This is a genomic window from Scytonema sp. PCC 10023 (genome assembly GCF_963920835.1).
GTDB lineage: Bacteria > Cyanobacteriota > Cyanobacteriia > Cyanobacteriales > Nostocaceae > Kalymmatonema.
The window spans coordinates 52,426-72,929 of the sequence record NZ_CAWUDP010000046.1 but is presented as its reverse complement, the minus strand read 5'-3'; the positions used below and the strand labels follow the sequence as shown (position 1 = coordinate 72,929).

16 protein-coding genes, 2 pseudogenes and 1 riboswitch are annotated in these 20,504 nt (G+C 44.0%); of the genes and pseudogenes, 4 read left to right on the top strand and 14 right to left on the bottom strand.

Annotation, left to right across the window (positions count from 1 at the left end; genetic code table 11):
* Positions 1-73: 73 nt before the first annotated feature.
* From ACM0OZ_RS25865 to ACM0OZ_RS25835, 7 genes are all read right to left on the bottom strand, one after another.
* The gene (locus ACM0OZ_RS25865; protein ID WP_414585683.1) at positions 74-4,306 is read right to left on the bottom strand and encodes a chemotaxis protein CheB; all 4,233 of its coding nucleotides are present in this window, start codon (positions 4,304-4,306) and stop codon (positions 74-76) included.
* A 254-nt stretch (positions 4,307-4,560) separates the two neighbouring features.
* The gene (locus ACM0OZ_RS25860; RefSeq protein ID WP_414585682.1) at positions 4,561-4,704 is read right to left on the bottom strand and encodes a hypothetical protein; all 144 of its coding nucleotides are present in this window, start codon (positions 4,702-4,704) and stop codon (positions 4,561-4,563) included.
* Positions 4,705-4,761: 57 nt separating this feature from the next.
* Positions 4,762-5,229, bottom strand: coding sequence for a type II toxin-antitoxin system VapC family toxin (locus ACM0OZ_RS25855; RefSeq protein ID WP_414585681.1), 468 nt, complete (start codon positions 5,227-5,229; stop codon positions 4,762-4,764).
* Complete coding sequence (locus tag ACM0OZ_RS25850; RefSeq protein ID WP_414585680.1) at positions 5,226-5,465, bottom strand: hypothetical protein; 240 nt, start codon at positions 5,463-5,465, stop codon at positions 5,226-5,228. Before ACM0OZ_RS25850 ends, ACM0OZ_RS25855 begins: the two co-directional genes overlap by 4 nt.
* A gap of 91 nt (positions 5,466-5,556) precedes the next feature.
* The gene (locus ACM0OZ_RS25845) at positions 5,557-7,422 is read right to left on the bottom strand and encodes an SUMF1/EgtB/PvdO family nonheme iron enzyme (protein WP_414585679.1); all 1,866 of its coding nucleotides are present in this window, start codon (positions 7,420-7,422) and stop codon (positions 5,557-5,559) included.
* Between the two features lie 714 nt (positions 7,423-8,136).
* Positions 8,137-8,769 (bottom strand): HPF/RaiA family ribosome-associated protein, encoded by a 633-nt coding sequence (locus ACM0OZ_RS25840; RefSeq protein ID WP_414585695.1) that lies wholly within the window; start codon positions 8,767-8,769, stop codon positions 8,137-8,139.
* A 90-nt stretch (positions 8,770-8,859) separates the two neighbouring features.
* Positions 8,860-9,525 carry a phosphoribosyltransferase gene (locus tag ACM0OZ_RS25835; RefSeq protein WP_414585678.1) on the bottom strand — a complete coding sequence of 222 codons (666 nt, stop codon included), beginning with the start codon at positions 9,523-9,525 and terminating at the stop codon, positions 8,860-8,862.
* Positions 9,526-9,808: 283 nt separating this feature from the next.
* Here ACM0OZ_RS25835 and ACM0OZ_RS25830 point away from each other — a divergent pair, with 283 nt between their 5' ends.
* Positions 9,809-11,077 carry a flavin monoamine oxidase family protein gene (locus ACM0OZ_RS25830; RefSeq protein ID WP_414585677.1) on the top strand — a complete coding sequence of 423 codons (1,269 nt, stop codon included), beginning with the start codon at positions 9,809-9,811 and terminating at the stop codon, positions 11,075-11,077.
* Here the strand turns inward: ACM0OZ_RS25830 and ACM0OZ_RS25825 are convergent.
* From ACM0OZ_RS25825 to ACM0OZ_RS25805, 5 genes and pseudogenes are all read right to left on the bottom strand, one after another.
* On the bottom strand, positions 11,066-11,731 hold the full coding sequence (locus ACM0OZ_RS25825) for a DUF2834 domain-containing protein (RefSeq protein ID WP_414585676.1): 666 nt from the start codon (positions 11,729-11,731) through the stop codon (positions 11,066-11,068). The two genes, ACM0OZ_RS25830 and ACM0OZ_RS25825, sit on opposite strands and share 12 nt — an antisense overlap.
* Positions 11,732-11,803: 72 nt before the next feature.
* Positions 11,804-13,039 (bottom strand): annotated as a pseudogene (locus ACM0OZ_RS25820) (carotenoid oxygenase family protein); the annotation flags it as partial.
* 79 nt (positions 13,040-13,118) lie between these two features.
* Positions 13,119-14,213, bottom strand: a complete 1,095-nt coding sequence (locus ACM0OZ_RS25815) for an RNA-guided endonuclease InsQ/TnpB family protein (protein ID WP_414585675.1) — start codon at positions 14,211-14,213, stop codon at positions 13,119-13,121.
* Positions 14,197-14,445 (bottom strand): hypothetical protein, encoded by a 249-nt coding sequence (locus tag ACM0OZ_RS25810; RefSeq protein WP_414585674.1) that lies wholly within the window; start codon positions 14,443-14,445, stop codon positions 14,197-14,199. Before ACM0OZ_RS25810 ends, ACM0OZ_RS25815 begins: the two co-directional genes overlap by 17 nt.
* A 67-nt stretch (positions 14,446-14,512) precedes the next feature.
* Positions 14,513-14,803 (bottom strand): annotated as a pseudogene (locus ACM0OZ_RS25805) (carotenoid oxygenase family protein); the annotation flags it as partial.
* 1,222 nt (positions 14,804-16,025) lie between these two features.
* Between ACM0OZ_RS25805 and ACM0OZ_RS25800 the strand changes: the two are divergent.
* The gene (locus tag ACM0OZ_RS25800; protein ID WP_414585673.1) at positions 16,026-16,871 is read left to right on the top strand and encodes a WecB/TagA/CpsF family glycosyltransferase; all 846 of its coding nucleotides are present in this window, start codon (positions 16,026-16,028) and stop codon (positions 16,869-16,871) included.
* A gap of 60 nt (positions 16,872-16,931) precedes the next feature.
* The gene (locus tag ACM0OZ_RS25795) at positions 16,932-17,834 is read left to right on the top strand and encodes a polysaccharide deacetylase family protein (RefSeq protein ID WP_414585672.1); all 903 of its coding nucleotides are present in this window, start codon (positions 16,932-16,934) and stop codon (positions 17,832-17,834) included.
* 152 nt (positions 17,835-17,986) lie between these two features.
* Here the strand turns inward: ACM0OZ_RS25795 and ACM0OZ_RS25790 are convergent, their stop codons facing one another.
* A complete protein-coding gene (locus ACM0OZ_RS25790) occupies positions 17,987-18,208 on the bottom strand; it encodes a hypothetical protein (RefSeq protein WP_414585671.1) in 222 nt (73 codons plus the stop codon).
* 211 nt (positions 18,209-18,419) lie between these two features.
* Positions 18,420-19,697: a glycosyltransferase family 4 protein gene (locus tag ACM0OZ_RS25785; protein ID WP_414585670.1), complete on the bottom strand. Its 1,278-nt coding sequence runs from the start codon at positions 19,695-19,697 to the stop codon at positions 18,420-18,422.
* A gap of 16 nt (positions 19,698-19,713) precedes the next feature.
* Between ACM0OZ_RS25785 and ACM0OZ_RS25780 the strand changes: the two genes are divergently transcribed.
* Entirely contained in the window at positions 19,714-19,890 is a 177-nt protein-coding gene (locus tag ACM0OZ_RS25780; RefSeq protein ID WP_332997462.1) for a hypothetical protein, read from the top strand.
* A riboswitch (cyclic di-AMP (ydaO/yuaA leader) is annotated at positions 19,857-20,104 on the bottom strand. (Overlaps the previous gene by 34 nt.)
* Positions 20,105-20,504 lie beyond the last annotated feature (400 nt).

Sequence of the window (20,504 nt, the reverse complement as noted above, 5' to 3'; positions counted from 1 at the left end):
TTGCCTTCTCAGTAGCCCAGACGCACTCGCGTTCACGAGCAAATTTCTTATCCGAACCGTATTGACACGCAGATCACGGGTTTCCCATCCGATTGAACTGAGCAAGTTCCGCAATCATTGATGCCAAGCGAGCTGGTTCAACTGGTTTGGCAAGATGCCTTTGAAAACCTGCAGTAAGAGACTTTCTTTGCTCTTCTTCCCTGACATATGCCGATAGGGCGATCGCCGGAATTCCCCCTAACTCGCCATCAAGCGCCCTCACTTGACGGATGAGCGCGTAGCCGTCTTCATCCGGCATGCCAATGTCTGACAACAGAACATCGTACTCAGCAGGATTCGCTCTTAGAAGGGCGATCGCCTCTTTTGCCGACGTAACCGCCGTCACTTGCGCTCCGTACTGTTCAAGAATTGTCCTCAGTAACTCTAATAGACCCGCCTCGTCATCAACGACAAGTACCCGCACGCCTAAGAGCGTTGGCGTGGTATCTAATGGCACTTCTTGCCCTGCCCTCGATACCTGCGACAAATCACTTGACACAACAGTGCCTGTGTGATAAGTAACTAATGGTAGCCTCACTGTCATTGTTGTCCCTTGCCCCTCACCCGGACTTTCTGCTTGGATCGTGCCACCGTGTTGCTCTACCAAATGAGACACAATTGAGAGTCCGAGTCCGAGTCCACCATGCAACCGAGTGCTACTGCTATCTGCTTGACGGAACCGCTCAAAGACATGGGGTAGAAAGTCGGCGCTGATGCCCTCACCTGTGTCAATGACTTGAATTTGGGCAAATGAGCCAATATGCTCAAGTTTGACTGTCACTCGTCCCCCGACTGGGGTGAACTTGATGGAATTAGAAAGCAGATTCCAGAACACCTGCTGTAAGCGCTCCGGATCGCCTGACACCCATAGGGTGTCAGGCGGTGATTCAAGCACGGTTTGTATTTGAATGTTTTTAGCCTCAGCTGATAGACGGGCAACATCAATGGCTGCCTCAATCACAGGTGCCAGAGCAATCAAACTGACATTAATGTGGAGCTTGCCTGTGGTAATGCGTGAGATGTCTAGGATATCTTCAACCAGCTTAGCTAGCGAGTGGGCGCTAGCCTGAATTATCTCCAGCGCATTAGCAGTCTGTTGGGCGTCAAAAGAGTGCTTACGCAGCAGCGTAGCCCAGCCGAGTATGGAGTTCAGAGGGTTCCGTAGTTCGTGAGAGACGATTGATAAGAACTCATCCTTAGTACGGTTGGCTGCCTCGGCTGCTGCGCGAGCCGACTGCTCATGAATCAGTAGCTGGTTACGTTGTGACTCAAACAGCTTACGCTCAGTGATGTCATTTATGGCGAGGAGTATCATTTGATGATTGTTTGCTTGCAGGACTTTACAGGCATTAACCAGCATTGTCTTGCGTCCGATGTTCTCAAATGTATGCTCAACCTCAAAATTATCAATCTGGTTGTTTTGAGGGAGAACTTCTTCAAGCAGCGATCGCAGCTGGGGAATGTTCCACTGACCATTCCCAAGAGCGAAGATACTATGATGTTCTGTTTCTACTTGTGAAACCAGGAAAGTCTCATAGAAACACTGATTCGCTGTCACCACTCTCAAGTTCGTATCAAGCACTATGAGAGGTTGCTGTATTGTCTCGACGATCGCTTCGGCATAATCACGAGATTCTTTAAGTTCCTCGGTGCTGCGTTTTAAGGCGTCAATATCGACCAACACGAGCACCGCGCCATCAATTTGATTTTCCAGGGTTTTGTAAGGGCGTATCCGTAGGTCATACCAATGACCCTCAGTGTCTTGAACTTCTTGTTCTTTAATGACCAAGGTGTCAATCACCTCTAAGATCATTTGCTCTAAGTTAGGAACGTTAATATTGGGCTTGATATGATTAAGCGGTCGCCCCGCATCAGTGGGGATCAGGTTGAAGATTTTCTCCGCCATCGGGGTGAAACGTCGGATAGTTAGATCATTTGCTAACATCACAATGGGAATATTGACACTGCTAAGTAGATTGCGCAGATCGTTGTTAATCTTGTTTGATTCTTGAATCCGACTGTGCAATTCGTCGTTAGTTGTGCTCAGTTCTTCATTAGTCGATTGAATCTCTTCTTTGGCGGTTTCTAGTTCCTCATTTGTGCTTTGTAACTCTTCGTTGCTCGACAGGATCTCCTCATTAGCGGTCATGAGTTCTTGGTTAGTTGCTTCCTGATCCTGAATAATCGATTGCAGATACTCTTTAGTTGCACTAAGCTCCTGTTTAGTGGCAGCAAGTTCTTGTTTTAGCTGGATAACTTCCTGCTTTGTGGCTGTCTGCTTCCCCCTTCTAGGCTTCACCCGACCCTCGTCATCAACTGACTGAGGAAGAGCTGACACTTGAACGTCCTCAAACAAAACTAAAAAGTAGCGTTCTTCTGAAGGGGGAACCTGGAAAGGAATAACCTCAAAATTGACTTCCCTCAATTGCTCTTTAGTTGTAAGTTGGATGCCTTCCTTTCTCACCGGGACATCTAAGCGTTTCGCCTGGAGGATCGCTGTGCGCAGATCTAAGCGCAAGCTTGCTTGAGCCATTTTGAGCAAATTGAAACTTGGCTTTCCGGGTGCTGGTGCAAGGTAGGGACTGGTTTCTCCCCGAAATTGTAAAATTTCCAGATCGTTGTTGATAATCACACCAGGCGGGGCATATTTATTCCAGACAATCCGGTCAGCTTCTTTGTGCAAATCAAGACCTTCGCCAGCATCCGAGTCCCTAGCCTCATCTTTCACGAGTTCTGGAGAATAATTGCTGGTAAAGAAGTCAAAATTTAGCCGAGTCGGTGTCAAGTTTCGGGAATAAATTTTCTGTTTTTTATCTACTAAGGTAAACAAGTCTGAGTACTCGCCCGTACTCTCCGAGGTTCCCAGCAGAAGAAAGCCTGTTGGTTTGAGGCTGTAATGGAACAACGGTATCACCTTCTTCTGCAAAACCGGTCCCAAATAAATCAGTACGTTCCGACAACTAATGAGATCCAGATGGGAAAAAGGTGGGTCGCCGATCAGGTTTTGCTTAGCAAAGACACACATCTGGCGGACAAACTTGCTGACCTGGTATCCGCCCTCCACTTTGTTAAAGAAGCGTCGTAGACGTTCTGGTGAAATCCCCTCTACTAGGCTCGGTATGTATGTAGCTCCTCGGGCTTTCTCAATGGCAAAATCGCTGATGTCTGTGCCAAAAATCTGGATTGTGGGCGAACTTTGCCGATCATCCAAAAACTCCAGTAAGCAGATGGCAATCGAGTACACTTCCTCACCTGTTGAACACCCTGCCACCCAGATGCGGATTGGGTCATCGGGCGATCTATTCTGCATTATGCTGGGAAATACCTGATTTTTTAAGGCTTGGAATGCATGACTGTCTCGGAAAAAACTGGTGACATGGATCAATAAATCCTGGAACAAAGCTTCCACTTCCCCAGAGTTGTTCTGAAGATATGTAATGTAATCCTCCAGTTTTTCCAACCTGTACAGAAACATCCGCCGCACAATTCGCCGCTTGAGGGTGGTGTGCTTGTAATGGGTAAAATCAATTCCCGTGGCAGTTTGGAGCAACTTGAAGATGTTATGCAGAGCATTTTCGCCAACCGAGAGTTCCTCAACCGTTTCTACTGGCGTTGGGTGGGTGACATAGGGATGGCGGCTGAGATTAGCCAGTTTCTCGGCGATCGCCGCAGGAGGCAGGATGAAGTCCACGTGACCCGTAGCAGCAGCGGTGTTCGGCATGCTAGTGAATTTTGCCGTTGCTTCACACTGAGCAAAGGTAATCCCGCCAGCCGCCTTGATTGCCTTTAGTCCCTGTGCACCGTCTCCATCTGTCCCCGACAGAACAATTCCAATCGCTTTGCTCCCGCGCTCTCCCGCCGATGAACGAAAGAAAACATCGACTGGCATATACGTTCCACGCGTCTTTTGGCGGGGCGAGAGTCTAAGCCTGCCTTGGGTAATGGTCATCTTCGTGTTCGGCGGAATGACGTAGACGTGGTTAGGTTCCACTGATATGCCATCCTGCACCTCAATCACTGGCATTTGGGTTGCCCTGCCAAGAATCTCGCTCAACAAGCTCTTGTATTCGGGAGCCAAATGCTGAATCAGCACAAATGCCATGCCAGTATCAATCGGTAGATGCCTAAGCAACTCGCTGAATGCCGCCAATCCACCAGAAGAAGCTCCAATCCCAACGATAGGAAATAATTCTTTCTTTGTTTCCTGCTCCTGAACTAATTCTTCCTTAGCAGTGGATTTAGCTTCGTTAGACTGACGCTCATTCATTTGATAGCCAAGGACTTATGCCGAAATAGTTACTGGAGCAGTGTTTGTGTCCATAATTATAACTCAATAGCCATCCCACGAACGGCAATTGAGCAGGCGATTGCGCGGAGCGCAGTGGGCTAAAGCCCAATCGCCCAAGGGGCAGTGAGTGGCAAAGCCAATCGCGCGCAGCGCAGACGCATAAAGGCGTATCACTAACACATTAGTAAAAGAAGAACGTCATCGCTCATTATTCGGCTTTAGCCATGAAAGTGTCAAAGTGACCAACTCACTACAACTCGGAAGCCGCATATCCTCAGTCCGCCATCCGGTTCATGAAACTGGTTTAAGGCTGTTGCATAGTAAAAGGATAACTTTTGTGGGGTGGGCAAAATGCCCACCCCTATTTTCTTGTTCATGGGCATAGGTTTTTCAAACCCTCTTTTTCCTTAAATGGAGAGCTGCTATCAACTTCCCTAAAAATTGATATTTTTCCACTCCTTAGCTTCAGTAAAACGTTCCAAGTGTTTGACATTTGTAGTAGCAATGACGATGTATTGACCGGGGTATTCTTCTTTAAGAAGTTTCCATTGAGCAGCAATAATAATATCTGCATCAATATTTTTCTTATCAGCAGTTTGAATTCCTTGACAACGAGCTTCAGCCCAAAGTTGAGCCGCTTCTTTCATGACTATTTTAGATAATGGTAAAAAGTCAATGACTTGTTGGAGAGCATCTAAATTTACTATACCTTGAACTGTTGGATTAGGCAGTGATGCCAGGAGCAAACTTCTTCTAACTTCATAGTCACAAATATCTGAAGTGACCACATAGGCACTTCTAGAAAGTAAACGGTAAAGCCATTGTTTACATTCTTTGGCTTCTCCAGTATCACTTGGAGATGAGACTAAACCCAGTACTCCCGTATCTAAGAATATAATCATTCTTTGGAGTAAAGCTTATTTCCAGGCAGTCGTTCATTATCGACGATTTGTTTGAAAGATTCAAAACAACTTTCCCTCTGTTTTGACTCCTCTTCTGAAACTTCTTCTTCTATCCATTCTCTTAAAAGTTTCATGACAGCTTGATTTTTTTGTAACTGTTCTTCTGGTGTCTGACCCATATGCCTCAAAAATGGCGTTAAAGAATTATTGAGTTTTTTAAATGCTTTCAGCGTCATAGTTGCTCCTTTAAATATAGTTTGTAACTATATTGTTGCACAGGCAGATTGCTGTGGATAAGGCATTTCCAGGTGGAAGCCGCCAACAAGTCTAAACAGACCAACTCGCTACAACTCGAAAGCCGCATATCCTGAGTCCGCCATCAGGTTCATTCCAGCTACGACTGGCGCTACGACAAAGCACAGAACTGAAACTCCAAGAACCACCGCGAAGCACCCGACGATTATTGTCGCCGCCAACTTCCCAAACTGATCCATCTGTGGGTGCGCCATCGTAATTTTTGTGCCAAGAGTCAGCACACCACTCCCAGACTAACCCATGCATATCATACAAGCCAAAGGCGTTTGCCACCTGAAAACTACCTACAGGTGTTGTTTCTTTTCGGTATTTGGCTTTTTGTTCGTAACTGTGAGTCTCACTTTCACCACAGTTTGCTAATTCAGCGGTAACTGTTTCGCCAAAGTGGAAAGGTGTCGTCGTTCCAGCACGACAAGCATACTCCCATTCCGCTTCACTGGGTAAGCGATAGTGCCGTCCAGTTTTTGCAAACAGCCTTGCACAAAATTCTACCGCTTCGTGCCAAGAGACATTTTCAACTGGTCGATTTGCACCTTTGAATTTGGATGGATAAGGGTTTAAAGATTGTTTGACTTTGGGTAAAGCTGCTACCGCTTTCCATTGTGCTTGAGTCACGGGAAACTTTCCCACAAAAAAAGGTTTGATAGTCACTTCGTGTTGTGGACGTTCGTCACCATCCCCTTCATCATCTGTTGAACCCATCATAAAAGTACCGCCAGGAATTGCTACCATTTCCAGCGTGACTTCATTACCTAAATTTTCTGCATAAAACTTTGCACTGTGACAATCACGGCTGATTTCGTTACCTTGTGCGTCTACTGTTACTACGTCAAATTCAAAAGTCTGTAAGGAGTGGAATCCTAAGAACGCTTCTAGTTCGGGAACTGGCGTTGTCACTTTCTGTTGTTGAGGCGGTGATTCCGGTTCGGAAATCGCCAAAATGGGTTGTGCAAAAAATTTTGTTGCATTCAAATCTTGCAAAACTTCTATTGCTGATTGATACCTTTCTTTTGCCAAATGTTTCAGCAACTTATCCAGAATTTGCCCTAGATCATCGCTGATAGTCACCCCTTTTTGCTGTAAATGTTCTCGCCACGACCATTTACCGTTCATGGGATCGTAAAGGCTATCATGAATTTGTCCATGAGGATCTTGTAGGGGCAAACAGTGCGTCAGAAGACGCACACAAGTGACTCCTAAGGCGTACAAATCACTCGCTTGACAGGCAAATCCAGCCATTTGCTCGCTAGGTGCATAACCAATTGTATAAAGCACTGTCGCTTGTCTTGATAAACTGGTTTGCGTTACCTGCTTTGCACCGCCAAAGTCAATCAAAACGAGTTTGCGATCGCTTTGGCGGCGGATAATGTTTTCTGGTTTAATATCTCGATGAATAACGTTACGCTCGTGAATAAATTGGAGAACCGGTAACAAATCAGCTAAAAGTTCTCGAATTTGCTCTTCACCAAAGACTTGTTGCTGAAGTTCTTGTAACAGAGTTTGCCCTTGAATAAACTCTTGTACCAAATAGAGGCTAGAACCTTGTTCAAAGTAAGCAAGTAATCTGGGAATTTGCCAGTGATTTTCTCCCAGTTCATAAAGTCGCTTCGCTTCTTCCTTAAACAATTCTGCTGCTTTCGTACGTTCTGAAGTTCCCTGAACTTGTGGGAAGAATTGCTTGATGACGCAAGGAGCATCTAGTCTATCAACGTCTTGAGCCGCATATGTTCTGCTAAACCCGCCTTCGCCTAATAATCTTAATACACGATAGCGGCTCCTCAGGAGTTTACCAAAGTTGCTTTGTCCACAACTGGTACAAAATATATTGCTGTCAGCGCTGAAGGGATTGGAGCAACTGGGATTTTGACAAATTTGCATAGTGAGCCATGTATCGCATGTTGTCCAAAGTTGGCTCTAAACATGAGCTATTTTTATACAGTTATTTTTTCTACAGTTATGTATATCTACACATAAATCCCTATCCATCTGCTTGCAGTCTTACATAGGCAAAAACAGATGAAAAAAGTTTTGTGTTTCCGTTTACGTGGCGTTAGAAGTTTGTGACATACTCCCACACAACAGCTGCGCTGTAAGTGCGGACTTCTCAGCGACTCCCGGTATCCCGTCGGACATTGACTGAGCTTTCTTTATACTGCACGAGATGCCCCTCCGTACAGTTGAACAATACAAAATGTTCAAACCTTTGTACTGCTGAAATTTTACCCATCCACAGAAAGCGATTTCAATGAAATCTAGTTACTGGATGGAACACCATATTCCAGGTTTTCAAGGTACAGCGCACAGGAAGCGGTTAGCTATTAATTTGATTTAACCTGGCATTTCTTATTTTAACATCAACATGACAACATTGAGTCGTACAAAATGAAAATAATTATATTAAATGTAAAAATGTAATATTTCTATATATATAAGCTGCCTTTATATAGTACTAGCAACGATAAGACGGTTACTTAAATTGCTGAAGACACAGCTGTAGAGACTGTACTGTACAGTCTCTACATTATTCCTGGTTGGTGTATGTGATTCAAATGAGAACCGCTATCATCATCCAAATAAGCGCTCTCCAATCGCCTATTCTCTCCAACCCAGCGGCGGCTCGATTAGGGTTTGCTCGGACTTGCCGACGCTCGCACCTGGCTTATTCACAATCTGCACTGTGGTTGCCTGGGGACCTTCTTCACCCTCCTCGACGGAAAAACGGACACCTGTACCAATTTCTATGCGGTCAAAGTCGTCATGGAGAACGCTATTGCGGTGGAAGTAAATTTCCTGAGCGTCGTCTATGGTTTTGATAAAACCATATCCTCTGTCTGGAAATAGCTTTGTGACAAGTGCTATGGTCTCCTGCGGGTCATCGTGAGTTTTGGCTTTATCACTTTCTTGCTGGCGCTTGGAGAGTTTTCTGAGTTGCTGAACAGCCGCTTTAAAGGCATCTCGAACCACTGCATCAAGTGGCGCATACTGGTTAGTGTCTGATGGGTTGCTTTCGGCTACAAGTTCATGTCCAGGTGGTACAGTGATATCAATCCGCACTCGGTAAGGAGAACCACTACGCGGGCGATCGTGTATCTTTTCTATTGCAATGTGGCAGCTACTAATATAGTCACAAACTTGCTCTAGTTTGCCAATCTTTTCGTTGACTAAGTTATCAATGGCATCACTTTTGTCTACATTGCGATAAGTAATTTCTGGTGCAACTTTCATAAGGCGTGATTTAAGTTTCTGAATTTTCTTTGTACACAAGCGGCGGCGGCTTCCCACCTGTATCAAGGTTTGAGTGGAAATGACATTCATCTATGCGCCGATCGCTGTTGTCTTTTGGCTGTTTGCAGCCAACTCTAGTAGATCCCTGACTTCTTGATCGGTTGTTTGCGGAAAGTCTTCGTACCACAAACCAACACTGTAGAAGGGATTTGGTGTCGCCGCACAAACAACTTCATCTACTTTGGATTGAAATTCTTGACAAGTTTCGGAAGCAGAAACTGGTACGGCAACTATGATCTTGGCGGGTTTTTGTTGCTGCAACGCTACAACAGCCGCACGCATAGTTGCACCCGTTGCTAAACCATCATCTACCAAAATCACAGTACGTTCATGCAGCGTTGGAACGGGGCGATCGCCACGATAAAGGTGTTCCCGTCGCTCTAGTTCCTGTTGTTCTTTTGCGACTACCTGGTTAATAGCTGCCTCGGATATCCCAAGCGATCGCACAATATTCTCATTTAATACCCGCACCCCACCAGAAGCTATAGCTCCCATTGCGAGTTCTTGTTGTTCGGGTACACCGAGTTTGCGTACCACAAAAACGTCTAAAGGGGCATTTAATCCTTTAGCAACTTCAAAAGCGACGGGAACACCCCCCCTTGGGAGCGCTAACACCAGCACATCTTGGCGGTTAGCATAAGCTGCCAACTCTTTAGCCAAAATTTGACCTGCTGCCTTTCGGTTTTTATATAGCATAGTGTAGCGCTCCTTTTTCGTTTTTAAAGGAATGAGTTTTTAAGGATAAAAGCGCATCCTTCCTTGGTTACCCTTTTCATGTTGAATTTTGGCTCTTGGGTTCTAAGCTTTTGCTTAATCTTTATTGGTCTTATCCACTAATATTAAAAACTTATAAATTTCCTTTCCTCTGACTAAGGGAGGGTTGTGTCAGTTTTATCAGTCTACTTAGAGAATGAAATAAAATGCAGATCCAAATATCACGATAAGTTAGTTTTGATTGATGTTTTTCGGGAGTGAAGCGGTGTCACATCAAACTATTATCATTGGTGCAGGACTAGCAGGGCTAAGTGCAGCTTATGAACTGGTACGCGCAGGGTTGGATGTCCAGGTTTTTGAGGCGCGTGAGCGTGTGGGTGGTCGCGCTTACACAGTTGAATTAGGTGCAGGACAATATGGCGAGTTAGGTGCCGAGTTTGTGGACGATAACCACAGCGCGCTAATGACTTATGCAGCCGAGTTCGGTATCCAACTTGACCCTGCCAGCAGATTTCCTGATGACCTGTACTGGTTTATAGAGGGAAGTCTTCGCAACCGTATGTCCCTCACAGAGGAACAAAGCAATGGTTTAGACAATTTCTATGCAAAACTCGAAAGCCTGCTTGAAGAGCAAAAAGACCCGCAACAGACTTTAGATCAGTGGTTGGATACCCACTCAATTGCGCCCTTTGCCCGTCGAATTGCCCGTTGGCTCGCTTCTTCATTCTTTGCAACCGACCCAGAGTTGATTGGCATAGGTTTCTTTGCTTATCTTACAGGTATCAGCGACACAGGCTGCAATATGCGAGTTCGTGGCGGTATTTCGCGTCTGGTAAATGCCTTAGCTCAACATTTGGAAGAGCGAGTTCACATTAGCACTCCCGTGCGTCGTATCCAGCAAACAGGTGAGACTGTGACTGTTAATGTTGAGACAGCAAGCGGTTTAGTTGAGGTTGTGGCTGACAGCGCGATCGTGACGATTCCTTGGAGCGTGCTGCGTCACATACCGATAGAAGCACCACTTGTTGACGCACAGCGAGAGGCTATCTCCAGCTTACCTTACGGTGGTGTCGTCAAGACCTTACTGCAATACCCACACCGCTTTTGGTCAAAGCCAAACTTTGGAATTGTGTTGCTTGAGGGTGATTACCAGGCTATCTGGGAGCCGACTTTTGCTCAGATGGGGACGGAAAAAATCCTTTCCTGTTTCAGTGGGGGTACTCGCAGTTTAAAGCTATCTGAGTGCGCTAGTGAGTTAGCGGTGGCAGCAGTAAATAGTGTTTATCCTGATGCACCCAAAATTATCACCTCTCGTTCCTATGACTGGAGTGCTGATCAATGGGCGCGAGGTGCCTACTGCTATTTTAGACCGGGAGAGTTGCATCGCTTTGACCCATATTTAACGGAGCCTGCTGGTCGGGTTTTCTTTGCTGGCGAGCATACTGCTTCTGTGGAGTATCGCGGTTATATGGAGGGTGCGATCCGCAGTGGTCAGCGTGCTGCACAACAGATTCTGACTTTGTTAAGCGAATAATTCTTGTGCATCAGTCTCTGGTAGAGGTGGACGCAAGCAAAGATATAACAATGGACCAAACAAGGGTAAGAGCGCAACTGACCAAAAAATACGAGGGTCTTTAAGACCTCTTCGTGCCATATCATCATCGAATAGTGAAGTTATGGGAAATATTAGGCACATCAAACAGAAGTCGATACTGATGAGGTGAACAAATTGCTGAGTCTGAAATTGCTGAACATAATTTTCCCAATTTCCAGCAATTGCTGCATAAGCTAGTATGCAAATTGTACCAATCACAAGAGAAACTCCTGTTGAGCGCCGATCAAGAATTTCCAATAACTTATCCTTTTTTCCAAAGAATTGTTGATGAGATTGACGAAAAATTAAATACGGCAAAAGGCAGATGACACCTGTGAAGTTTGACCCAATGAAATAGGGCCAAGCACGAAAGTTTTGCATTCTGCCATCGGCAAACATTAAGCAAGCATAAATCATGGGCCAAATACCCATCAGGCAGAATATAGCTGGGATGATGGCGTTAAGCTTTCCCCACTGGAGTGTCAACAGCTTCCCCCCTAAAGACCATGTGTCTGCTTGATCGAGTGGAGCCAACCATATAGTGTAGGCAACAAATCCTATCCAGATGATCAACAAAACGGCTTTTCTACCCATAACTTCTAAAGCCTAAATTGTGAAGTATGAGACGAAGGTAAAAATGAGAATAATAAATAAAGTATAGTTTTTTTATTCTTCATACTTCATTCTTTCGTTTGTGAAGCTTCCATGCAATCCGTAGGGAATGTGGTGCTTTAAGTGCAGACGAGCGATCGCCCCTTTTTCCAAACAAGTTCCGTCTAAAATAACGACATCAGTCCGGTTGTGATCTGCATCGTAGACCAATGTCAGCACCCACCCATCATCTTCACCGCCCTTAGTCCCTCCTTGATAAGGGGGGATATGGGGGGTTCGAGGCACAAACACAGGTTCGCCAAGAAAACCTTTAGGTGCAGCACTCCAAAATTGTTGTTCACCGTATTCGGGATCAACTTTAAGAATCGCTTGCTGGGGTGCATCGCCTTGTGGTTGGTGAGCAGCTGCTAAGAATATACACCGATGAGGCTGACCAATCCGATCAGGATGAATAAATGGAAACTCACACGAACGCTCAACAAGTAAATTTCCTTGTGCTGTTTTCGTCCTCAAGTTGAGGTGAAAACGCCACAGCTGTGCGGGAGGTCGAGCATCAAAGTCAATATCCTGGTAATTTAGATTATGGTCAATGCCTGGAAAAGTTTCGTAGCAAACTGAGTCCACAATCAACTCATCGCCCTGCTCAAAGGCGTTGGCATGGTGGAAAACAAAACAGGGGTCTGTTTCGAGAACTTGAACTTCTTGAGAGGGGTCGCGAGGAATGAGCCAAATTTTAGTCGAGCGATCGCTATGAAACTTGATGCACTCTGCTGCTCCCCGAAAGCCAAGCACATATGGTAGGGGATTGAAGGAAACTGGATTTTGAAAGAACAGGCAATAGTTTGGTGTAATCGCAAAATCGTGGATGAAGGCAAATCCAGGAATTTTATGGTCGTGTTGTTGCACAACCTTGCCAGCCTGATTCAACTCATAAACAGTGATGGTTGTGATCGGACCAGGTTTGATGGCGAAAGTGACTAGACGCGGTTCCCGATTTTCATCACCAGGATCTATCATTGGATGGGCGGCAAAGGGCGAGTCTTTGTGCAGAACGCCGTCCAGTGTTTCGATCCCCAAAGTTTCTAACGTGTCGGGATCAAGACGATATGGATGGGAAGCTTCCCACAGCGCTAGCAGTTTGTCGCCCCAGTAGATAATATTGGTGTTGGCAACGTTCTTCTTTCTTAAGTCAAAAGCGTTTGCCAGCAAGCCTCCTGGTTTTTCGGTTCCAAACACACCTCGGTAGAGCATCCTACCTGCTTTCTGTTCTGCACAGTAACCTTCTGCTCTCTAATTCCCTGGTAAATCCTGGTAATACCTCAAAATAACAGGTAGTTAGTTACCACTTCAACAGGTGATGACGGCATCTTTAACCCTCTGTGGTCAGTCCCGATTGAGCCATCCGGGATAAATTCCTCGCAGCGTTTAAGTCTCGATCTGATGTTTGACCGCATTTACCGCAGTGGTAGATACGCTCTGATAGAGGCATTTTTTGTTGATGACTGCAGCTAGAACAAATTTGTGATGATGGGTAAAACCTATCTACCACAACGACTTGAGAGCTAAACTTTTCAGCTTTATACTCAATTTGACGTGATATCTCGTAGAACCCACAGTCAGCAACAGCACTAGATAATTTGTGATTAGCCATCATCGCTGACACATTAAGATCCTCAATCCCTATAACAGCGTGGTTCTTGCAGAGGTAATGAGTCATCTTGTGGATTGTGTCTTTTCGGACGTTAGCAACACGCTGGTAAGTTTTAGCTAGTCTGCGTTTGCATCGCTCTCTTTTTTGAGATCCTTTTTCTTTACGTTGTAACTGCCGTTGTAACCTAGCTAATTGCTTTTTAGCTTTTCTATAAGCTTTAGGATTATTAAAAGTGACACCAGTTGACAGGGTAGCTAAAGCATTTATCCCTAAATCAACTCCTACAAATGGTATTTTATTTGGATTAACTTCAGGTTTTTCTTGCTCGTAAGTAAATGATATATACCATCCATCCGCCTCGCGAGAGATAGTAACTTTTGAAACTTCTACGTGTGGGAAACCTTCAAAACTTTTCACCCAACCAAATGGTTTAGGCAGTTTAACTTTTGTCCCACCTACAGCTATTTTACCTGGACTTCTATCTAGGGTAAAACTGTCTTTAACACCTTTTTTTTTGAAATTAGGATACTTAGCTTGTTTTTTCAAGAAACGACTGAAAGCGTTGCCAAGATGATCAAATGCAAACTTACTAGGGCTAGCATTCAACTCTTTCATCCAAGCATATTCTGGCTTGACATAGTTATTAAAAAACTTCTTAAGTCCGTAGTGATTCGGTTTTAAACCTTGATTATATGCCCATTGCCAGTACTCCAACCCCCAATTAAAAACCCACCGACTAAAGCCCGCGTGTCTTGCCATTAAATTTTCTTGTTCTTGGGTTAAATCAAGTTTGGTTTTAACTGACAATTGCATGATCATCACCTCCTTGACGAATGTTGTTGAGCGGCGATAATATGGTACTGTATACCATATTATCGCCAATGTCAACACTTATGCCAAGAAAATCTATTTGGGGAGAAAGAAAAGTAAAGCTAGATGCATCGTTAACACCTAGTTCTAAACAATGGTGGGAGGAGAAAGCTGCATTGCATAATTGCTCTGGGATATCAGATTTATTAGAGAGGGTGGCTAGAGGTTTAATCACTCTTTAGCTACAAGATATTGCCGGAATTACCGATAAATTACCGGAAAATAAGGCTCCTAGTCATACCTGTACGAACAAAGCGATTGCGGAAATGAGCGCGCCCGTTGGAGAAGGAGACAGCACAAATCATACCATCTCCATCGAAAGGGTGATGAATTTCCCGACCGAAGATATCTAGTAGACCAGGACCGTTGCGAAACAGTGTACCGTTCAGATTGGTTGGAATCTCTCCCTCTACATCCTCAATCGAATAGTCAAACTCTTGCTTAAGGGAGCAATTCCCTCCCCGCCAGTCTTCCAACTTATAAGGTTTAGATTCACAGGAGGATCTATTTTGTTGGGATGGAATTGTTTGCATCAGTCAAAAGTCAACTCTCTTTAGTGAAAATCAATCGCAGGTTGCAGAAGCAGCATAATCGCTCCCACAACCACGAACGATAACGTTACCCAAAGCAAAGTCAAATTAAACCGCATAATGTTTTCCTGCCTTGATCGGTCTTAAAGTCAAGCTACATAGATGCTATGAAGATTAAAGACTAATTATCGTCTTTCTCTGGAGAGGTTTGTATCGCATTTAAGTTAATCAAAGCACTGCAGATGGTTTTACTGTGCAAGTCATCAACCGGAAGATGAATTTGTATGCCCTACGGCACACTACGCAAACGGGCTTCATCCTCATGAATAGAATTCAGGGGCTTCCAACCTTCGATTTCGCTGAAAATGGTGGATGTGTAGATGTGTCAAGAGAACGGTCTTAAAAATTTATTTTTTTATATAATTAGACTTTTTTTTTAGCCTAATCATTATACTTTTTTCTTTAACAAGAGACTTTTATTTTTGTAAAGTTTGTTTTTTTGGTATTGGAATTAATGTATAGTTTTCATCATTCGGTTAGTGGCAAATTTCAAGTTTAATTCTGTTTGAAATCCGAATTTTTTCTCAAAAATCTGCTAGAGCCAGGGATTTTCTATACATTTTTGCCACAAAGAAAAAAAAAGGAATACTAGTTATTGTTTGCTTACTTTAGAGTTGTGTATCAGGGGTAAAGCTAATACATTCTTATGCTTATGTGTTTTTATGACTCATATTGAGAATGATAAGGCGATGACTAAGTAGACTTTTTGTACAAATATCTAGTACTCCATCCTAACCCATACGTGTCAACTTAAGCTGAAAGCTTTGTAATTACCTTACATCATGCCTTTATACTTGCCCATAATTCTCGCTCCACCCCACCTTCTTTAAAGAATTCAAAATTCGCGCATTATAAATTCAAAATTATTTTTGAATTTTGAATTATTACTTTCGTTTTGAGCGTATCCCTCACGGGACGCCTAGCCGCGCGAGCGCGAGTGGGGTGAAATCAACGTGGAATAAAGGGTTGAACCTTAAGTTGATACCAATGACCCTAACCCCCCTACAAGCGACGAGGGAATCCAATCTTCCCTTTGCTTGCACCTTGACTAGACGTGGATTCTAGAAATTTATGCAAGATATTTCCTGGTTATAGCAAAGCTTTATTAGCAGCATCTACCAAACTATTTCTATTAATAACTCAGAGATTTTTGAGGAGTTGAAGAATGAGTTTGGTACAGAAAGCAAGCCAAGTGTCAGTGCATGATAGCGGTAAACGCTACATTTTAGGAAGCAAGGTCAACATTATTACGTGTAAAGATGTTACACAAAAAGTGCTCGACTGGTCTGAACGGCGGGAGTCACGTTATATTTGCTTAGCCAACGCGCACATGATTATGGAGGCTTACGACTCGGAAAGCTTTTGGAAGGTTTTAAATTCAGCAGATTTAACGACTCCAGATGGTATGTCGATAGTTTGGAGCTTTCGTATTTTAGGAATAACAAGTCAAAAGCAGATTTGTGGTCGGGATTTAACTCTATCCATTTGTGAGGAAGCAGCCAAGAGAAAAATATCGGTAGGTTTTTACGGGAGTTCTCAGGAAGTTTTAGAAGCGTTGGTAATAAATTTGAAACAGCGATATCCCGCTCTTAACATAGGCTATATTTACTCACCGCCTTTCCGCCCCCTTTGTTCAGAGGAAGAAACAGCGATAATGCGAGATATCAAGACCTCAGGAATTCAAATTCTTTTTGTGGGTTTGGGCTGTCCTAAACAAGAGTACTGGATGGCGAAGCACAAACAGCATTTTCCAGGAGTCATGATAGGGATAGGTGCAGCCTTTGACTTTCTTTCTGGATTTAAACCTTGCCCTCCACACTGGATGCAAAACATGGGATTAGAATGGCTCTTTCGGCTTTGTTTAGAACCTCGACGACTCTGGTATAGAAATTTATGGCATAGTCCTAGGTTAGTCATCTTGTTTGTCTTACAAGTTTTCCAATTACTTTCTCTGTTTAACTGCATCTTTCCTACAACATGGCTAAGTAGCTCCGATTTCAAGGAATTTTAAGTAGGTATTGAAGATCGAAAGTTGTTTTTGCTAACAATGTTTCTTGTCTCTGGAGTTGATATGAAATCCTTATCAGAGGAATCGCAACAAACCGTTCGTATGCGGCACATTTTCACTGTAGATGTCGAAGATTGGTACCATGGTATAGCTGATGAACAAATAAGGGCATCTGCTGAGCGCCGTCTACATTACGGGCTTGACATATTATTGGAACTCCTTGCAGAGTACAATGCAAAAGGAACCTTTTTTTGGCTAGGTCCTGCAGCAGCAGAACATCCAAATCTTGTTCGGCAAGTTGCTGAAGCAGGTCATGAGCTTGGCTGTCACGGCTGGTTCCATGAGCTGATATATACCATGTCCCCTCAAAGATTTCGTGACGAGACTAAGCGTGCAAGGGATGTGATTGCTGATTTGACGGGTAAACCAGTGACTGCATACCGTGCGCCTTACTTTTCGATAACAAGTAAATCTCTATGGGCACTTGAAATTCTTGCAGATTTGGGATTTCGATATGATAGTAGTATCTTTCCAATACGAAATTGGCGCTACGGAATTCCAGACTTCTATCCGCAACCACAGCAAATAAATACTTCATCTGGCTCAATTTATGAGATGCCAGTTTCGGTGCGGCGAATGTTTAATCAAAACATCCCTGTATCTGGTGGTGCTTATTTCCGTCTGTACCCCTACAGGTTGACATATTCTAATTTTCGTGCATTAGAGCGACAAGGTGATCATGTAGTCTTCTACATTCACCCGTGGGAACTAGACCTAAATCATCCACCAGTACCGCTTAATTGGAAGGAGCGCATAACTCATTACGTGAATCGGCTCTCAACCGAATCAAAGCTACGGCAATTGCTTCAGGATTTTTCTTTTGCATCACTGGGTGATGTTTTAGAAGATGAAGTTCTGGTTAAAGATGGGTTGTCAATGAACAACGCACAAACAACAATGTCTTAAACAGGGTCTTAAACTGGCGATCGCTCTAATTAGGGGTGGGTTAAAAATGTCCACCCCTTGGTAAGCATGATTATAATGTGCAACGCCATAGCAGAGGAATAGCCCAGTAGGCTTCCCCCACTATGTTCACAATACTGTTGTCTCTCAAGCTATCAAGCTTGCAGTACTACCCCGCTTTCTGTTGGTTCTGCTAGCACCCATTCAGAATACACATCCTCAATAAATTTACTCTGATTATCAATTAAGTGACTGTTGCTGGCTCGTACTTTTAGGGTCGTTAGATAGACTCCCTGCAGTATTTGATGACCATAACCGATCACTTGACCTATCTGTCCAGTGATTTGATGCCGTACGTAATCTCCGATATTCAGCATATTCATAACTCCCTGATGTGAGAGATTCATTGGCTTGTTTTTTGTTGTTTGTGCGCGTTTCTGTCACTCGGCATAGCCATTAGACAGAATTGCTCTTTTTACTAGTGCTGCATTTTCAGTGCTAAGTCCGGAGCATTTTCCAATCAGCACTTGGTATGGGTGCAAGGTTGTTCTTGCCCCTAGACACACAACACTGTTAAAGTTGTAGAAATTAAGCTGCAACTTGAGCTTTGCTCTCTATTGAGGGCATGGTTTGAGCCAGTAGATGTGTGTAGATCTGAGTCAACCGCGATGCCACACTATGCCAACTGAAGGCGATTTCTACACGTTGGCGACCAGCTTCACCTAATTGATCTCGCCAAGTTGGGTTGATCAGAATCCGGTCAATAGCATCGGCAAAAGCGGCTTCATCTTTAGGGGGAACAAGTAACCCAGTCACTTCAGGTACAACTGTAAACTGCAACCCTCCAACATCACTAGCTACGACTGGAGTCCGACTAGCCATTGCTTCAATCGCAACTAAACCAAAAGGTTCGTAGTGACTCGGTACAACACACACATCTGCGGCTGCATAGTACAAGGGGAGAACAGAATCATCAAGGCGACCTGGAAAGGTTGTGCAATTTTCTAATCCAAGTTCAGCCACGATCCCAGCGATGCGATCGCGCTCAATTCCATCGCTGTGATCTGGACGATAGCCACCTCCAATAACGAGTTGTAGGTTAGGTGAAGAGCGCAAACTAGACTTTGCAATAGCTCGCACGAGTGTCTCAATTCCCTTGCGCCGATCAAAACGACCGACGTAGAGAACCATCTTGGCATCAGGTGCAATTCCTAATTCCTGCCGTGCTGCAGACCTTTGAATTGACCCAAACTTATCGATATCAGTCCCACAAGGAATGACTTCTATTTGCCCTTGGGTGGAAACGAGTCTTCGCATATGTTCCTGTTCTTGAGGACTTGTTGCAACGACTCGATCCACAGTTTCCAGACAGGCTTTTTCAACGGCTAGTCGCTTGCTACCAATTGCTGGGATATCAGAAATAGCACTGTACTTGACTACTCCCAAAGAGTGGTAAGTATGCAACTGAATCAACGGTTGCTGCTTTTTCAGTTCCATACCCACCCAAGAGGACAACCAGTAGTTGGTATGAATCAGAGGGTACTGATATCCTTCCTGCTGCTGGAATGCTTTGAACTCTGCGATGAATTCAGGCATATGGTCAAATAAGTCATATCGCCCTATGAACGCAGCAGGTCCAGCCTTCAAGCGGATAGTGCGACATAATGGTCCATGTTGCACAATGGCAGCTTGCTCACGACTACTTCGGCGAGTGAACATATCCACCTGCCAACCTTGCTCAGCAAGCGCACAACCTACTTGACGCACATAGACATTTTGTCCCCCAGCCTCTTCCTGTCCAATTTCTGCCGCCGGGTCTCCATCAACAGAAATCAGAGCGATGCGATGTTTTTTGGTCGGTAACATAGTTGAACTTCACCATATGGCAATATTCCTGCCTCAGCTACCAAAAGAGAAGGTACTAGAACCCTTTTCTCAAGATCGAGGGCAGGTACAACGAAGCGCACAGATACCAGCCAAGGACACTGACGAGAACAAGGCATTACTCGTAAGAATGCTGCTCGTTCAGTCTCCTCCCAATGCCGACGAAGTTAGCTGACGGGCTAGGACTGAGAGATGTCCTTCTGTGGGAGAGAAAAGAAGAAAAAAAAAGACAGAAGAAAAAACTAGAGTAATTTTGTCTTTTTTCATTCTTTCATTTTTCATTCTTTCCTCTTTTGTGAGATTAGCCCCAAACTTGGTTCCTCCGCTCCACAATTACCCCGACATAACTAAATGTTTGGGGCAATCCGTGGATTAGGCAGACTGATGTAGATTTGTTAAGAATTTAACCTGTAAGGTGATTTAAGTCAACCTTTTTTACGGGTGACTCCTACTAGCTACAAGCACAAATGCGCTCCTATATGTTCCATTGCAAGTTATGCAAACACTGAACAACATTATTTGGCTATGCTCCCCTGCTGAAAAATTAGGGTTATATTGCGTTTCTACCATAAACGTTATCATGATTATACGTTTTTGAGAGAAAAAAATGTACTATTAAACATAAATTTATCAAAACATATATTTTTTTAGCAATTAAAATATATAGAAATATCAATTTGTAGCAAGGCATTCCTTTTTAGCAATTAAAATATATAGAAATATCAATTTGTAGCAAGGCATTCCTTTTTAGCAATTAAAATATATAGAAATATCAATTTGTAGCAATAC

Bases quoted from the DNA above. Each gene is read 5' to 3' on its own strand.
- ACM0OZ_RS25865 (WP_414585683.1), bottom strand. From the start codon at position 4,306: ATGAATGAGCGTCAGTCTAACGAAGCTAAATCCACTGCTAAGGAAGAA.
- ACM0OZ_RS25860 (WP_414585682.1), bottom strand. From the start codon at position 4,704: ATGAACAAGAAAATAGGGGTGGGCATTTTGCCCACCCCACAAAAGTTA.
- ACM0OZ_RS25855 (WP_414585681.1), bottom strand. From the start codon at position 5,229: ATGATTATATTCTTAGATACGGGAGTACTGGGTTTAGTCTCATCTCCA.
- ACM0OZ_RS25850 (WP_414585680.1), bottom strand. From the start codon at position 5,465: ATGACGCTGAAAGCATTTAAAAAACTCAATAATTCTTTAACGCCATTT.
- ACM0OZ_RS25845 (WP_414585679.1), bottom strand. From the start codon at position 7,422: ATGCAAATTTGTCAAAATCCCAGTTGCTCCAATCCCTTCAGCGCTGAC.
- ACM0OZ_RS25840 (WP_414585695.1), bottom strand. From the start codon at position 8,769: ATGAAAGTTGCACCAGAAATTACTTATCGCAATGTAGACAAAAGTGAT.
- ACM0OZ_RS25835 (WP_414585678.1), bottom strand. From the start codon at position 9,525: ATGCTATATAAAAACCGAAAGGCAGCAGGTCAAATTTTGGCTAAAGAG.
- ACM0OZ_RS25825 (WP_414585676.1), bottom strand. From the start codon at position 11,731: ATGGGTAGAAAAGCCGTTTTGTTGATCATCTGGATAGGATTTGTTGCC.
- ACM0OZ_RS25815 (WP_414585675.1), bottom strand. From the start codon at position 14,213: ATGCAATTGTCAGTTAAAACCAAACTTGATTTAACCCAAGAACAAGAA.
- ACM0OZ_RS25800 (WP_414585673.1), top strand. From the start codon at position 16,026: ATGAGTTTGGTACAGAAAGCAAGCCAAGTGTCAGTGCATGATAGCGGT.
- ACM0OZ_RS25795 (WP_414585672.1), top strand. From the start codon at position 16,932: ATGAAATCCTTATCAGAGGAATCGCAACAAACCGTTCGTATGCGGCAC.
- ACM0OZ_RS25790 (WP_414585671.1), bottom strand. From the start codon at position 18,208: ATGCTGAATATCGGAGATTACGTACGGCATCAAATCACTGGACAGATA.
- ACM0OZ_RS25785 (WP_414585670.1), bottom strand. From the start codon at position 19,697: ATGTTACCGACCAAAAAACATCGCATCGCTCTGATTTCTGTTGATGGA.
- ACM0OZ_RS25780 (WP_332997462.1), top strand. From the start codon at position 19,714: ATGGCAATATTCCTGCCTCAGCTACCAAAAGAGAAGGTACTAGAACCC.